Annotated in this window: 10 protein-coding genes; 4 read left to right on the top strand and 6 right to left on the bottom strand. The window is 69.2% G+C overall.

Annotation, left to right across the window (positions count from 1 at the left end):
- Positions 1–68: 68 nt before the first annotated feature.
- The gene (locus N7640_RS06795) at positions 69–2,522 is read right to left on the bottom strand and encodes a glycogen/starch/alpha-glucan phosphorylase (RefSeq protein WP_279902386.1); all 2,454 of its coding nucleotides are present in this window, start codon (positions 2,520–2,522) and stop codon (positions 69–71) included.
- Positions 2,523–2,532: 10 nt separating this feature from the next.
- On the bottom strand, positions 2,533–2,862 hold the full coding sequence (locus tag N7640_RS06790) for a DUF2513 domain-containing protein (protein ID WP_279902385.1): 330 nt from the start codon (positions 2,860–2,862) through the stop codon (positions 2,533–2,535).
- A 203-nt stretch (positions 2,863–3,065) separates the two neighbouring features.
- On the opposite strand from N7640_RS06790, the gene N7640_RS06785 reads away from it, so the two are divergent.
- From N7640_RS06785 to N7640_RS06770, 4 genes are all read left to right on the top strand, one after another.
- Positions 3,066–3,494, top strand: coding sequence for a hypothetical protein (locus N7640_RS06785; RefSeq protein ID WP_262880220.1), 429 nt, complete (start codon positions 3,066–3,068; stop codon positions 3,492–3,494).
- Complete coding sequence (locus N7640_RS06780; RefSeq protein ID WP_279902384.1) at positions 3,479–4,588, top strand: DUF3182 family protein; 1,110 nt, start codon at positions 3,479–3,481, stop codon at positions 4,586–4,588. Before N7640_RS06785 ends, N7640_RS06780 begins: the two co-directional genes overlap by 16 nt.
- Entirely contained in the window at positions 4,575–5,345 is a 771-nt protein-coding gene (locus N7640_RS06775; protein ID WP_279902383.1) for an alpha/beta fold hydrolase, read from the top strand. The genes N7640_RS06780 and N7640_RS06775 overlap by 14 nt, the downstream gene beginning before the upstream one ends.
- A 555-nt stretch (positions 5,346–5,900) precedes the next feature.
- Positions 5,901–6,410, top strand: coding sequence for a DUF4142 domain-containing protein (locus N7640_RS06770; protein ID WP_279902382.1), 510 nt, complete (start codon positions 5,901–5,903; stop codon positions 6,408–6,410).
- Here the strand turns inward: N7640_RS06770 and N7640_RS06765 are convergent.
- Genes N7640_RS06765 through N7640_RS06750 form a run of 4 tightly spaced genes read right to left on the bottom strand, consistent with a single transcriptional unit; the run spans position 6,355 to position 14,908 of the window.
- Positions 6,355–9,996, bottom strand: coding sequence for an EAL domain-containing protein (locus N7640_RS06765; protein WP_220814053.1), 3,642 nt, complete (start codon positions 9,994–9,996; stop codon positions 6,355–6,357). The genes N7640_RS06770 and N7640_RS06765 overlap by 56 nt on opposite strands.
- 2 nt (positions 9,997–9,998) lie before the next feature.
- Positions 9,999–11,063, bottom strand: coding sequence for a chemotaxis protein CheB (locus tag N7640_RS06760; RefSeq protein ID WP_279902381.1), 1,065 nt, complete (start codon positions 11,061–11,063; stop codon positions 9,999–10,001).
- 10 nt (positions 11,064–11,073) lie between these two features.
- Positions 11,074–13,272: a response regulator gene (locus tag N7640_RS06755; RefSeq protein ID WP_279902380.1), complete on the bottom strand. Its 2,199-nt coding sequence runs from the start codon at positions 13,270–13,272 to the stop codon at positions 11,074–11,076.
- A gap of 7 nt (positions 13,273–13,279) precedes the next feature.
- Positions 13,280–14,908 (bottom strand): methyl-accepting chemotaxis protein, encoded by a 1,629-nt coding sequence (locus N7640_RS06750; protein WP_279902379.1) that lies wholly within the window; start codon positions 14,906–14,908, stop codon positions 13,280–13,282.

Raw genomic sequence — 14,908 nt, 5'->3', positions numbered from 1 at the left:
TCGGTGCCGGTTGAACACGCGGCCCGCCCGTGTCGCCCGCATTGGGAACATCGCCCGGATAACATCCCTCAGCGCGGCATCGCGCCCCAGATATCGCGGGCGTATTCGCGGATGGTGCGATCCGACGAGAACCAGCCCATCCGCGCGGTATTGAGCACCGCCGCCCGCCACCAACGCGCCGGCGAGCGCCACAGTTCGTCGACCCGGCGCTGGGCCAGCCAGTAGTCGTCGAAGTCCGGGCAGACCATGAAGCGGTCGTCATAGACCAGCGCGTCCACCAGCCCCACGTAGCGGGCGGGGTCGTCGGGCGAGAAGACGCCGGCGCGGATCGCTTCCAGGGCCGCTTCCAGGCGTGGCGACGAGGCGATCACCGAGGCCATGTTCAGCTCGCCGGCGCGCTTGCGCTCCTCGACCTGCTGGGCGGTCATGCCGAAGATGAACATGTTCTCGCCGCCGACCCGCTCGCGCATTTCCACGTTGGCGCCGTCCAGGGTGCCGATGGTGAGCGCGCCGTTGAGGCCGAACTTCATGTTGCTGGTGCCGGAGGCCTCCAGCCCGGCGGTGGATATCTGCTCCGACAGGTCGGCCGCCGGGATGATGGTCTCGGCCAGGCTGACGTTGTAGTTTGGGATGAACACCACCTTGAGCCGGCCGCGCACCGTCGGGTCGTCGTTGACCACCCGGCTGATGTCGTTGGCCAGCTTGATGATCAGCTTCGCCTGGTGGTAGCTGGCCGCGGCCTTACCGGCGAAGATCTTCACCCGCGGCGTCCACTCGGTGGCCGGGTCGTTGCGGATAGCCTGGTACAGGGCCACCGTGTGCAGCAGGTTGAGCAGCTGGCGCTTGTACTCGTGAATGCGCTTGACCTGCACATCGAACAGCGCGCTGGTGTCGAGCACCACGCCCAGGCGTTCCTGCACCAGGGCGGCCAGCGCCGCCTTGTTGTGCTGGCGCAGTTCGGCGAAGCGCCGGTGCATGGCCTTCTTGTCGGCGTGGGCCTCCAGTTCCTGCAGCACCTGTTCGGGCGAGTCGAGCACCTCGGCGCCCAGGGTCTCCACCAGCAGGCCGGTCAGGCCCGGGTTCACCTGGAACAGCCAGCGGCGGAAGGTCACGCCGTTGGTTTTGTTGTTGATCCGCGTCGGGTAGAGGCCGTGCAGGTCGCGGAACACCGTCTTGCGCATCAGCTCGGTGTGCAGCGCGGAGACGCCGTTGACGCTGTGCGCGCCGAGGAACGCCAGGTTACCCATGCGCACCCGGCGGCCGTGATCCTCCTCGATCAGCGAGACCGAGCGCAGCAGGGCGAAGTCGTGGATGTCCTGGGCCCGCAGCGAGTCGATGTGGTAGGCGTTGATCAGGTAGATGATCTGCATGTGCCGCGGCAGCAGGCGCTCCATCAGCGACACCGGCCAGGATTCCAGGGCCTCCGGCAACAGGGTGTGGTTGGTGTAGGACAGGGTCGCCACCGTGGCCTGCCAGGCGTCGTACCAGGGCAGTTGGTGCACGTCGACCAGCAGGCGCATCAGCTCGGCCACGGCGATGGCCGGGTGGGTGTCGTTGAGCTGGATCGCCGCATGCCGCGGCAGGCTGGCGACGTCGCCCTGCTCGCGCAGGTGGCGCTGCAGCAGGTCCTGCAGTGAGGCGGAGACGAAGAAATATTCCTGGCGCAGGCGCAGCTCCTGGCCGGCCTCGGTGCTGTCCGCCGGGTAGAGCACGCGGGAGATACTTTCGGCGCGCACCACGTCCTCGACGGCGCCGAGATGGTCGCCGGCGTTGAAGCGCTCCAGGTGCAGGTCTTCCTCGGCGCGGGAACGCCACAGGCGCAGGCTGTTCACCGCCGAGCGGCGCCAGCCGACCACCGGGGTGTCGTAGGCGATGGCGCGGATGGTCTCCATCGGCTGCCAGACCTGGCGCGGCACGTCGCCGTCGTCGACCTGGCTCAGCACGCTGCCGCCGAAGCCGACGCTGTAGGCGATCTCCGGGCGCTCGAATTCCCAGGGATTGCCGAAGTCCAGCCAGCTCTCGGTCTGCTCCAACTGGAAGCCGTCGGCGATCACCTGGCGGAACAGGCCGTGCTCGTAGCGGATGCCGTAGCCGTGGGCGGCCAGGCCGAGGGTCGCCATGCTCTCCATGAAGCACGCCGCCAGGCGGCCGAGGCCGCCGTTGCCAAGCGCCGCGTCGGGCTCGACCTGGCGGATGCGCTCCAGGTCCACACCCAGCTCGGCCAAGGCCTCGCGGGCGGTTTCCAGCAGGCCCAGGTTGCTCAGGTTGTCGATCAGCAGGCGACCGATCAGGAATTCCAGGGAGAGGTAGTAGACGCGCTTCTGGGCGCGCCGGTCGAGTTCGACCGAGGCCTCTTCCCAGCGGTCGATGACGTGGTCGCGCGCGGCCAGGGCCACCGCCTCGAACCAGTCATGGTCGTAGGCGTTGCTCGGGTCCTTGCCGACCGCGTACTTGAGCTTGGCCAGGATGCTCTGCCGGAAGCCGGCGACATCCGCCTCCGCCGCGCGCTCTTGCTCGGCCATCGCCACCTCCTCAGGCACTGCGGCGCAGCGATTCCCGGGCCACTTCCGCCACTTGCGTCAGGATTGGAACCGGCTGCAGCGGACGGGCCACGCCTTCGCGCAGGCTGTCCAGCAGGTCATGACCGAGCAGGGTCAGATTGCGACCGATCAGGCACGGCTCGCCGTCCCACGGCTCGTCCAACTCGCACTCCACCAGGCCGGCCTGGTCGAGCAGGTGCAGGTGGTACTTGACCGACGCCAGGTCGTGTCCGGCGAAGGCCTCGGGGATGAAGTAGCGGCCCTGCTCGCGGCTCTCGATTTCCAGCATCAATGCCTTGATCAGCTCCCAATCTCGTTTCATTACAACGTCCCTCCTGCGGGCTACGAGCGTGTAGTGGCTCCAACTCAGATACAGGCCGCGCCCGGCCGCGCTTAGTTCCCCTTTTCTCACTCGGGTATCGGCTCGGGTATCGCTCGGGTATCGGACGGGGAGAAAGTCTGAACTTCCGCCTCCGTGGCCGGTTCGGAAACCATAGGTTCCGAAAAACGCACTGGAGGCCGTTCATGATCGCCAGGATCGCTGTCTTGCTGGTCGGCAGCCTGTTCGGCTCGCTGGCCATGGCCGAGGGTTGCCACGTTCTCACCCGCTCCGCCAGCCCCGGCGTGGAGGCGGTGGAGACCGAGAGCTGCTACGAGTTCAAGGGCATGCCCGACGGCTCGATCAACTGGTCGTGCAGCAACGAGAGCCAGGAAACCCTGGGCACCCAGAAAGAGAAGGTGGCCCGCTGCGAGGCCGACTACGACGCCAGCTGTACAGCCGCCATGACCCAGGAGACCCTGGCCAACCACAAGTCGTCCAGCGCCAACCCGCCGGCCAACGAGCCGAACGTGCCGGACGAGGCCCAGGTGGTGACCTACTTCTACGGCCTGGAGGATCGCACCCAGGCCCGCAGCGACTGCGAACGGGGCGGCGGCAAATGGCAGGACCGCTGAACCCCAGGGAGGGCGTGGTACTGCTGCCCGGCGACTGCGGCGTGAGCCGGCACGAGCTGGCGGTGCACCACATCCTCGGGCGCAAGATCGCCGCCCTGCTCGGCACCCGCTTCCTCGGTGAATTCGACCCGGCCCACCACGGCCAGGGCCGTTTCTATTTCATCCCCGGCGAGGCGCTGACCGTCGCCGAGGCCCGCCAGCGGGGCATCCACGGGCCGGAGGACTTCTTCGGCGGCATGGTGGAGCGGCCGTTCATGGCGACCAAGGCCATCACCCATCCCCTGCCCGAGCATGCGCGGCGGGTGCCGGAGGGCTGGTCTGGAAGGTTTTCCGAGGAGGTGGCCAACGCCATCCTCGGCGGCGTCACCGTGTTCGACCTGGCCGACGCCCAGCTGGCCGGCGAGCGGCTGCTGGAACGCGGCACGATCCGCCTCAAGCCGGTGCTGGCCAAGGCCGGTCGCGGCCAGCAGGTGATCCGCGACCGCCAGGCGCTGGCCGAGCACCTGGCCGCGCAGAACGCCGAGGAAGTCGCCGAGTGGGGTCTGGTACTGGAAGAGAACCTGAACCAAGTGGTCACCTTCAGCGTCGGCCAGGTGCAGGTCGGCGACCAGCTCGCCAGCTACTACGGCAGCCAGCGGCTGACCCGCGACAACCTCGGCGAGGAGGTATACGGCGGCTCCGACCTGACCGTGGTGCGCGGCGACTACGCCGAGCTGATGCGCCTGGACATGCCGGAGACGATCCGCCTGGCGGTCTCCCAGGCCCAGGTCTACGAGCGCGCCGCCTTCGCCGCCTTCGGCCTCAGCGCCTCGCGGCGCAACTACGACGTGGCCCAGGGCGTCGATGACCGGGGCGACCCGCGCTCCGGCGTGCTGGAGCAGTCCTGGCGCGTCGGCGGCGCCAGCGCGGCGGAAATCTTCGCCCTGGAAGCCTTCGCCGGCGACCCGCGGCTCGACTGCGTGCGCGCCTCGACCTACGAGTGCTACGGCGAGAACCTGCCGCCCGACGACGCGCTGCCCCTGTACGAGGGCGACGAGCCGGAAATCGGTCGGATCAGCAAGTACGTCAAGGTGGAGCCCCATGCCGTCCCTTAGCGAACAAGTGGAGATCCGGGTGGATGACGATGTGCTCGCGGGCACCATGGTCTCGCCGCAGACCAAGGTGCCCGGCGTGCTCTTCGTGCATGGCTGGGGCGGCAGTCAGCAGCGCGACCTGGCGCGGGCCAAGGGCATCGCCGGGCTGGGCTGCGTGTGCCTGACCTTCGACATGCGCGGCCATGAGTTGACCCAGTCGCGTAAGCAGAGCGTGACCCGCGAGCAGAACCTGGCCGACCTGGTCGCCGCCTACGACCGACTGGCTAGCCACCCGGCCACGGACACCGGGGCCATCGCGGTGATCGGCACCAGCTATGGCGGCTACCTGTCGGCGATCCTCAGCACCCTGCGGCCGGTGAAGTGGCTGGCGCTGCGGGTGCCGGCGCTGTACTGGGACGACGAGTGGGAATCACCCAAGCAGATGCTCGACCGCGAGAAGCTGGCCGAGTACCGCCGCACCTTCGTCCCGCCCCAGGGCAACCGCGCCCTGTCAGCCTGCTCCGAGTTCAAGGGGGACGTGCTGCTGGTGGAGTCCGAGCACGACGACTACGTGCCGCACACCACCCTGATGAGCTACCGCGCCGCCTTCGTCAAGGCGCACTCGCTGACCCACCGCATCGTCGACGGCGCCGACCACTCCCTGCGCAACGACAGCGACCAGCGCGCCTATACCTCGATCCTCACCAGCTGGATCAGCGAGATGGTCATCGGCGCCCGGGTGGGCGACTACCCGCATCATTTGGCGATCTATTCCTGAGCGGCACGCCCGGCCGTAGGGCGGGTGAAACCCGCATCGCCGATCACGCGGGTTGCACCCGCCCTACACGATCTTCTCACCCCGCCGCGGCGAGGCCTTAGGCACCTTTGAGGAACATCGTCATTGCCGCGCAGGCGGCAATCCAGAGGCCCACCGCACCTAAGCTCCCGCCTGCGCGGGAGTGACGGGGAATGGCTGCCAAAGGGTGCCCCCTACACAGCAACGAGCCGCTCCAAGGCTGTCGGTGCGCACAGCGCACCCTACGTGCGTAGGCGGCAATCCAGAGGCCGCCGCACCTGGGCTCCCGCCTGCGCGGGAGTGACGAGGAAGGGCTGTCAGAGGGTGCCCCCTGTGCAGCAACGAGCCGCTCCAAGGTTGCCGGTGCGCGCGGCGCACCCTACGTCCGTAGGGCGGGTGAAACCCGCGTTGGGCCGCGGCGCGGTTTTCAACCCACAGCCGGGGATGCCACGCGCCCACCGGCGACAGAAAGGCTGAACCCTGCCCGCCCGACTCCGTCACAACCCTACACTCCGTAACGGCACGGGAGGATCTGCCATGTCCAGACACTTCACCCCGCGCGGCGCCATGCTGTGGCTGCTGCTGTTCTTCGCCACACCGCTGCTGGCCGCACCCAAGGTCGATCCGCAGACGTTCGTCGAGCAGGCCGTGGCCGCCCGGGTGGCCGACATCCAGGCCGCGCAGCTGGCGCTGCGCCAGAGCCAGTCGGCGGACGTCAAGACCTTCGCCCAGCAGGTGATCGACCACCATCCCCGGGAAAACGCCGACCTGCAGGCCTTCGCCCGCAGCCGCACGGTGGAGGTGCCGGCCGACGAGGACCTGCTCGCCCAGGCCGAAGCGGAGTTGCGCGAGCTGGCCGGCGACAACTTCGACGCCCTGTACGCGGACTGGCAGATGCGCCGCTACGAAAGCAGCCTGGCGCTCTACACCGACGCCGCCGAACAGGGCGACGAGGAACTGCAGGCCTTCGCCCGGGCCAAGCTGCCGGTGCTCAAGCATCACCTGCAGATGGCCAGGATGCTGACTCGGGCCCATCCGCTTTCCTGACCCCGGCCGGCGCCGCGCCGGCGAGCCGGCGCAGGCGCTTGTTCTCGCGGTGCAGCTCGCGCTGCTGGAAGGCCTCGCGCAGCTGGTTACGCAGGTCCTCGGGCTCGCACGGCATGGTGACGAAGCGGTAGATAACGCCCTCGTTGACCGCCTTGAGGATGTTGCCCACCTCCGCCGCGCTGGTCAGCAGCATGCGGATCACCTCCGGGTAGATCGACCTGATCCTGCGCAGGAAGTCGACGCCGCTCATGTCGCCCAGCAGCAACTCGCTCAGCACCACGTCCACCGGGTAGGTGGCCATGATCTTCAGCGCATCGGCGCCATCGCTGGCGGTCAGCACCTTGTAGCTCTCCAGGCGCAGCGTGCGGCTGAGCAGTTCGTGGGCCGCCCGGTTGCCGTCGATCACCAGCAGGTAGCGCGCGCTGCCGTCGATGATGTTGGCCGGAAGGCTGAGCGGGCCGCCGCTCTGCAGGAACTGCATGCAGGCCAGCGGCGGCAGCGGCGGCGAATAAAAGTAGCCCTGCAGCTCGTCACAGCCGGCGGCGCGCAGGAAGCTCATCTGTTCGGCCTGCTCGACCCCTTCGGCGATCACCTTGATCCCCAGGTTGTGGCCGATGGAGATCATCGAGCGCGCCAGCGAGGCGCTGTCCGGCTCGGAGAGGATGTCGGTGATAAAGCTGCGGTCGATCTTCAACTGGCTGAACGGGAAGCGCTTGAGGTAGCCGAGCGACGAGTAGCCGGTGCCGAAGTCGTCGATGGAGAAGCGCACGCCCTGCTCGCACAGGTGCTCCATCCTGCGCTGCACCACGTCGGCGTCGCTGGCCAGGATGGTCTCGGTCAGCTCGATCTTGATCCAGCGCGAGGGAATGCCCTCCGCCCGCAGCACGCCCAGCACGTGCTCGATGAAGTGCTCGTCGGCGAAGCTGATGGCGGAGAAGTTCACCGCCACGCTGAGGTCCTGCTGGCTGAAGCTCTCGCGCCAGATCGCCAGCTGCCGGCAGACCACCTCGAACACGTAGAAGTCGATGGCGACGATCCAGCCGGTCTCCTCGGCCAGGGGGATGAACTCGCCGGGCGAGACCATAGTGCCGCCGCGATTCCACCGCACCAGCGCCTCGAAGCCGCACAGGCGGCCGTTCTGCAGGTCCAGCTGCGGCTGGTAGAAGACGATGAACTCCTGGTTCTGCAGGGCGTGGCGGGTCTGCTGCTCCATCGCCAGGCGCGCCTGGACCTGCTCGTTCATCGCCGGCATGAAGGCGCAGATGCGGTTGCGACCCTGGTGCTTGGCCTGGTACATGGCGGTGTCCGCGTTGCGCAGCAGGGTGCCGGCGTCGCGGCCGTCGGCGGGGTAGCAGCAGAAGCCGATGCTGCAGCTGACCGCCACTTCCTGGCCGTCGAGCAGCATCGGCCGGGCGACGCTGTCCTTGATCCGCTCCATGCGGCCGAGCTGTTCGCTGAGCTGCTCGGTGTCGGCGAGCAGGATGATGAACTCGTCGCCGCCCAGGCGCGCCACCGTGTCGATCTCGCGTACGCAGCCGCGCAGGCGCTCGGCGACCTCCACCAGCAGTTGGTCGCCGGCGCCGTGGCCGAGGCTGTCGTTGACTACCTTGAAGTGGTCGATGTCCATGAACGCCAGGGTGAACTGGCCGCTGCCACGGCTGGCGAAGGCGATGGCCTGGCCGATGCGGTCGCCCAGCAGGTTGCGGTTGGCCAGGCCGGTCAGGCTGTCGTGGTTGGCCTGGTGTTCCAGTTCCTCCTGGTAGCGCTTGCTGTCGGTGACATCGTGGAGGATGCCGACGAAGTGGCTGACCTTGCCGCGGTCGTCGAATACCGGCGCCACCCGCAGGTCGTTCCAGAACTCCGAGCCGTCCTTGCGGAAGTTGCGCAGCAGCGCCGCGCCCTCCTCCTCGGCCGCCAGCGCCCGGCGGATGCCGTCCAGCCCGGCCTGGTCATGGTCGTCGCCCTGCAGGAAGCGGCAATTGCGCCCCATCACCTCGTCCACCGAATAGCCGGTGATGCGCTCGAAGGCCGGGTTGGCGTAGACGATGGGCTGGTCCGGCTGGCGCGCGTCGGTGATGATCACCGCGTTGACGCTGGCCTCCACCGCCCGGGTGCGGGTGCGGATTTCCTGGTCGCGGCGGCGCTGCCCGGTGATGTCCTGGATCACCACGATAGCGCCCTGGATCACCTTGTCGGCGTCGAGGAACGGCGCCGCCGAGTTGAGGATGGTCTTGCGCTCGCCGCGGAAGGTCTCGATGTCGATCACCTCGTTGCGCGACACCAGCCCCTGGCGCACGGCGCGGATCATCGACCAGTCCGCCTCGGTGATGCGCTCGCCGGTTTCCGCCCACCAGCCCCGGTAGTGACCGTAGCCCTCCGAGCCGCTGGGATGGGGCCCGCCCCAGATCAGGCTGCTCTCCGGGTTGCTCATGATCAGGCGGCCCTGCTGGTCGGTCACCAGCACTCCCACCGGCAGGCTGTCGAGCACCTTGCGCAGCAGTTCCTCGCTCTTGGTCAGGGCCCGGGTGCGCTGCTCGACCAGCTGCTCCATGCTCTCGAACAGACGCACCCGGCCCAGCGCCATGGCCAGCTGGCGGCCGATCGAGGCCAGCGCGCTGAGCGCTTCCTCCGGCCAGGGCCTGGCGTCGCGCTGGACCACGTTGAGCATGCCGATGATCTCGTTGCCCATCTGCAGCGGGATGCTGGCGTGGATGCCCTCGCCGGACTTGCCGGCCAGGGCCGGGCAGTTGCCGATGTTGCTCGGCTGCGACAGCCTGTCACGCAGCCAGGCGTGGCGGCAGGGGCAGTTGGCGGCGCACTGGTCCAGTTCCTCCTTCGCGTAGTTCTGCCCGCGGGCGCGGGCGCCGGCCACGTGGGCCCGCTCGCCGGGGTCGCCGGCGTCGGCCAGCAGCAGCCAGGCGCCGCTGGCGTCGGGGAACTCCAGGATGCGGCGCAGGGCGGCGTCGATCACGTGGCGCTCGCTCTTGGCGTCGGTCAGGCCGCTGGTGAAGTGGAACAGGCAGTTGAGCAGCGAGTTGGTCCGGGCCAGCTCGTCGTGCTTGGTCTGCAGCTCGTGGTTCAGGCGCACGCCCTGCTCGTAGGTGGAGATCAGCAGGTCGAGGATCTGCTGGCGGCTGGCGGTGATGAAGTGCCGCTCACCCTCCAGCACCACCTCCACGCCCATCTGCACCCGCTCGTGGGTGCGCAGTTCCAGGTTGACCAGGAAGTAGCGGATGCGCGACATCAGGTACTTCTCGTCGAAGGGCTTGACGATGAAGTTGTCCGCCCCCGAGGCCAGGCCGTGGACCACGTCGCGGGCGTCGGCCAGGGCGGTGACCAGGATGATCGGGATGTTCTGGGTCTGCGCCGAGCTTTTCATCTGCCGGCACAGCTCGTAGCCGTCCATCTCCGGCATGACGATGTCGCTGATGACGATGGTCGGCTTGCGCAACGCGACCATCTCCAGCGCCTCGCGGCCGTTGCCGGCGACCCGCACCTTGCAGCCGACGGCTTCGAGCATGTACTGCAGTTCGGTGGCCTGGGTGGGGCTGTCCTCCACCACCAGGATTTCGGCATCCGCATACATGATCACTCCCTCCCTTTGCTTCCATTCACCACGGACATGTGGACAGCGATCGCGTTGAGCAGCTCCGCTATTCCTTCCGGCGCCAGTACCTGGCTCGCCGCCTGCAGATCGATGGCCGCCCTGGGCATGGAGTCGACCACCGCCGTGGCGGGGTCCTGCACCAGGGTCAGCGCGCCGGCCTGGCGCAGCTCGGCCAGGCCCTGGGCACCGTCGCGGCCCATGCCGGACAGCTGGATGCCGATCGCCTGGCGGCCGAAGCGGCGGGCCACCGAGCGGAACAGGTAATTGGCGGCCGGTCGCACGTGCTCCTCCGGCGGACCGTCGTCGAGGTTCACGCTGCGATCGACGGCGAAGCCCAGGTGATGCCCGTCCGGCGCCAGGTACAGGGTGCCGGGGAGCAGCCGCTGGCCATGCTCGGCAACCAGCACGGGCATCGCCGTCAGGCTCGCCAGCCAGTCGCGGAAGCTCGGCAGGAAGCCCGGCGCGATGTGCTGCACCAGTACCAGCGGCCAGTACCGCTGCGGCGCCATCCGCTGCAGCAGGGCCTTGATCGCCATCGGCCCGCCGGCCGATGCCGAGATGGCCACCAGCTGCGGCGCGCCGGCGACGGTCTGCGCCACCAGCGGCGGCGTCTCGTCGGCGGCGCCGGCAGCGACCCGGCGCTTGCGCCGCACGATCTTGACCTGGGCCATGCTGCGCAGGGTGCGCAGCAGGGTGTCGATGCGCTCGTTGAAGTCCTCGGCGCTGGGTCCGGAGGGCTTCTCCAGCACCGCCAGGGCGCCGGCCTCCAGCGCCCGCATGGCGGTGGCCGAGGCCTGGTGATCGACGCTGGCGCTGAGGATCACCACCGGCAGGGCGTACTGTTCGAGGATGCGCTCGGTGGCCTCGTAGCCATCCATGCCGGGCATGTGCACGTCCATGGTGACGATGTCCGGCGTGAAACCGGCGAGCAGGCGCAGGGCTTCCTCGCCGGAGTCCGCCTCGCGTACCTCGTAGCCCTCGCCTTCGAGCACCGCGCGTACCAGCATGCGGCTGACCGGCGAATCGTCGACTATCAGTACACGCATCCCCGTCTCCTCATATCAGTCGGCGGATGGCTTCGAGCAGGCTGTCCTGCTCGAAGCCGCTCTTCGCCAGGTAGGCGTTGGCCCCGGCCTCCAGGCCGCGGGCGCGGTCCTCGGCGGAATGCAGGGCGGTGACCAGCACCACGGGCAGCTCCGCCAGTTCGCGATCGGCGCGGATGCGGCTGGTCAGGGTGAAGCCGTCCAGGCGCGGCATCTCCACGTCTGACACCAGCAGGTCGAACTGGCCCTGCTTGAGCGCGTTCCAGGCCTCCAGGCCATCGTTGGCGGTGGTCACCCGGTAGCCGGCGGCCTCCAGGATCGCCTTGAGCAGCCCGCGTGAGGTGAAGGAGTCCTCGGCGATCAGCAGGCGCCGCGCCGCCTGGCCGTCGCGTGGCCGGGCCTGCTGGCTGAGGCTGGAGCCCTGGGCCTGCAGCGCGCTGCGGTAGAGGTCGCCGGGGTGCAGGATGGGCACCAGCTGGCCGTCACCGAGCTGGGTCGCGCCCATAAGGTTGCGCACCCGCACAAGCTGGCGGCCGAGGCTCTTGACGATGATCTCCTGGTCGCCGAGCAGTTCGTCCACCAGCAGCACGAAGCGCTCGCCGCGCACCTTGAGCAGCAGCAGGGTCTGCTCGCCCTCGCCCAGCGCCGGCTGCGCCAGGCCGAGCACGTCGCCCAGCGGCCAGAGCGGCAGCACCTCGCCGTCGAGGGTGACCGAGGGGCGGTTCTCCAGGGTGCGGATGGCGCTCGCCGGCAGGCGCAGGCAGCGCTCCACCGCCAGCGCGGGCACGGCGAAGGTGCGCTCGGCGTTGCGTACCAGCACGGCGCGGAAGGTCGACAGGCTGAGCGGCAGGTGCAGGTGGAAGCAGGTGCCGGAGCCCGGGGTGGACTCCAGCTCGATGCGCCCGCCGAGCCGTTCCACCGTCTCCTGGACGATGGCCATGCCCAGGCCGCGCCCGGAGATGTCGGTGATCATCCGGCTGGTGGACAGGCCGGAGGCGAAGATCAGCGCCAGGGCCTCGCGCTCGGTCATGGCCTGGGCCTGCTCGGGGGTGAGCAGGCCCACCTCCTCTGCCCTGGCCTTCAGGCGCCGCGCGTCGATGCCCTGGCCATCGTCGGCGACCCGCAGTTCAAAGCGATCGGCCGACTCCTGGACCAGCTCCACCTGCAGTACGCCCGCCGCCGCCTTGCCCTGCGCGAGGCGCTGGTCGGGACTTTCCAGGCCGTGGTCGACGGCATTGCGCAGCAGGTGGGTGAGCACGCTGCGCAGCTCGTCGAGGATGCGCTTGTCGACCTGCAGACTCTCGCCGCGCACGCGCAGTTCGGCGCGCTTGCCGGCCTGGGTGGCGAGGTCCTGGACCATGGCCGGCATGCCTTCCAGCAGGCTGCTGCCGGACAGCAGCAACAGGGCCTGCAGCTCGCCGTTGAGTGCGTCGGACAGTTGCCCCAGGCCCAGCGCCAGGTGCCCTCCGGCCCTGGCCAGGCGGCTGGCGCCGGCATGCAGGCGATCGAGCTGTGCCAGGCTCCAGTCGAGGTGGTCGAGCAGGCTCTTGAGGCCGTCACGGGCGCTGGCGGGCATCTCGTCGAGGCTGTCACGCAGCTGCCGGAGCGCCGCGGAACCGAGCATCCGCCGGGCCCGCTGCGGGTCGAACGCCTGGGCGTGCTCCTGCAGGCCGCGAGCGTGGGCCTGGGCCTCCAGCTTGTGCTGCAACAGCACCTCGCCGTGGTACAGCAGGGCATCCAGATGCTCGGCGGCCACCCGCACCCGGGCCAGGTCCTGGGGCGCTTCCGGCGCGGCGGCGGGAACCGCGGGCAGTTCCACGTCCAGGCCCTGGACGCTGTCGTCGAGGCTGTCGATCACCTGCAGCAGCTCGTTGCGCTCCACCGCCTGGCCGGCATGCAGGCGCTGCACCAGCCGCAGGGTGAGGCGGCACAGCTCGACCCGCTCGGCGGTCAGCTCCAGGTCGCCGTGGCGCACCGCGCCCAGTAGGCTTTCCCAGGCGTGGCAGAGCTGCTCGATCTCGCCAACCCCGGCGGCGCGGGAGGCGCCCTTGATGCTGTGTACCTCGCGGAACAGCGACTCGATCGCATCTTCGCTAGCGCCCCCCTCGCGCCAGTTAGCCAGCAGGTCGGCGAGCGTGGCCAGGCGCTCGGCCGCCTCGCTGCGGAAGCTGGCCAGCAGGCGCTGCCTGAGGGCCTCCCGATCCAGGGTCATGCGCGGCTCACAGCTTGAAGCGGGCCGCCAGGCCCTTGAGCTTGAGACCCAGCTGGTGCAGGTTGCGCGCCGCCGTGTCGACCTGGCGCGCGCCGGCCACGTTGTCCTGGCTGGCCTGGCGGATGTTTTCCATGGCGCTGCCGATCTGGTCCATGCCGATCATCTGCTGCTGGCTGGTGGCGGCGATCTGCAGGGCGATCTCGCTGGATTCCTCGACGCTGCTGCTCAGCGTGCGGATCGCGTCGCCGCTGACCTGGGCACGCTGGTAGCCGCCCTCCACCGTCTTGCTGCCCTCCTCGGCCTGGATCACCGCCTTGGTCATGGCCTTCTGGATTTCGCCGAGGATGCCGCGCACCTGGGCGGTGGCCTGCTTGGACTGGTCGGCGAGGATCTTGACCTCCTGCGCCACCACCGAGAAACCCTTGCCCGCCTCGCCGGCCTTGACCGCCTCGATGGAGGCGTTGACGCCGAGCAGGTTGGACTGCTCGGCCAGGTCGTTGACCGAGGCGACGATCTCGCCGATGGTCTGGCTCTGCTCGCCCAGGCGCATGATGCTCTCGGCCACCACCTGCATCTGCTCGCGGATCAGGCCCATGCCGCGCAGGTTTTCCTCCACCGACTGGCGCCCGCTCTGCGCCACCTGGCGGGTGCGTTCGGCGCTCTCGCTGACCGATTGCGACTTGCTGCCGGCCAGCACCGCGGTCTGCTTGACCTCCTCCACCGTGGTGGCGATCTCGCTGATCGCCGTCGCGGTCTCCTGGGTGCTGGCGGCCACCTGGGTGGTGACCGCGAGAATCTCCTCGCTGGCGCTGGCCAGCACCGAGATGCTCTCGTTTAGCTCCTGCACCAGCTCGCGCAGGTACTGGCCCATGCTGGCGAAGGCCTGGCCCAGACGCCCCACCTCGTCCTGGCGGGTCTCGTCGGGCAGCTCGCGGGGAATCTCGCCACGGCCTATGCGCTCGGCCAGGCCGGTCAGGCGCGCCAGCGGCTGGGCGATGTGGCGGCTGAGCAGCCAGGCCAGAAGCGCGCCGCCCAGTACCAGGGCGATCCCCGCCTGGAAGATCCTGCTGCGCAGCGCCTCGATGGTCTGTTCCGACTGCGCCATGCTCTCGGCGATGCGCTGGTTGGTGCGCGCCACCAGTTGCCCGGCCAGTTCGTGCAGGCGCTCCGCCCGCTGCTTCTGCGCGCCGGCGATCAGCGCCCGGGCCTCGTCGATGCGCCCGGCCTGGATCATCGGCACCAGCTCGGTATCGCGGCTGCGCAGGTAGGCGGCGCGCACCTCCTGCATCCGCTCCAACAGTTCCGAGGTCAGCTGGTCCCCCTGCACCTCCTCCTGCAGGCGCCGCAGCAGGCGGTCGTTCTGCTCGCTGCCGTCGCGCACGCTTTCCAGCAGCCCCTGGCTGTCGCCGCCCACCGCGGTGAGGATTTCCACCCGCTGCAGGTTGATGTTGACCAGCAGGTCCTTGACGTCGCTGACCCTCTCGTAGCGCCGGGCGAACTGCTCCTCCTCGGCCTTCTGCAGGGCGACGAACTGCTCCAGGGTGGTCAGCAGCAGCACCGCGAAGCCCAGGATCAGTGCCGCGAACGCCAGCATCAGCTTGGTGCCGATGCGCAGGTCGAACAGGTTTGCCAACAT

Source organism: Pseudomonas sp. GD04015 (assembly GCF_029837675.1).
Taxonomy (GTDB): Bacteria; Pseudomonadota; Gammaproteobacteria; order Pseudomonadales; family Pseudomonadaceae; genus Aquipseudomonas; species Aquipseudomonas paralcaligenes.
This window is presented reverse-complemented; position numbering and strand designations above follow the sequence as displayed.

What these genes read in the sequence shown, in the direction of transcription:
- N7640_RS06795 (WP_279902386.1), bottom strand. Translation starts at nt 2,522, where the DNA reads ATGGCCGAGCAAGAGCGCGCGGCGGAGGCGGATGTCGCCGGCTTCCGG.
- N7640_RS06790 (WP_279902385.1), bottom strand. Translation starts at nt 2,862, where the DNA reads ATGAAACGAGATTGGGAGCTGATCAAGGCATTGATGCTGGAAATCGAG.
- N7640_RS06785 (WP_262880220.1), top strand. Translation starts at nt 3,066, where the DNA reads ATGATCGCCAGGATCGCTGTCTTGCTGGTCGGCAGCCTGTTCGGCTCG.
- N7640_RS06780 (WP_279902384.1), top strand. Translation starts at nt 3,479, where the DNA reads ATGGCAGGACCGCTGAACCCCAGGGAGGGCGTGGTACTGCTGCCCGGC.
- N7640_RS06775 (WP_279902383.1), top strand. Translation starts at nt 4,575, where the DNA reads ATGCCGTCCCTTAGCGAACAAGTGGAGATCCGGGTGGATGACGATGTG.
- N7640_RS06770 (WP_279902382.1), top strand. Translation starts at nt 5,901, where the DNA reads ATGTCCAGACACTTCACCCCGCGCGGCGCCATGCTGTGGCTGCTGCTG.
- N7640_RS06765 (WP_220814053.1), bottom strand. Translation starts at nt 9,996, where the DNA reads ATGTATGCGGATGCCGAAATCCTGGTGGTGGAGGACAGCCCCACCCAG.
- N7640_RS06760 (WP_279902381.1), bottom strand. Translation starts at nt 11,063, where the DNA reads ATGCGTGTACTGATAGTCGACGATTCGCCGGTCAGCCGCATGCTGGTA.
- N7640_RS06755 (WP_279902380.1), bottom strand. Translation starts at nt 13,272, where the DNA reads ATGACCCTGGATCGGGAGGCCCTCAGGCAGCGCCTGCTGGCCAGCTTC.
- N7640_RS06750 (WP_279902379.1), bottom strand. Translation starts at nt 14,908, where the DNA reads ATGTTGGCAAACCTGTTCGACCTGCGCATCGGCACCAAGCTGATGCTG.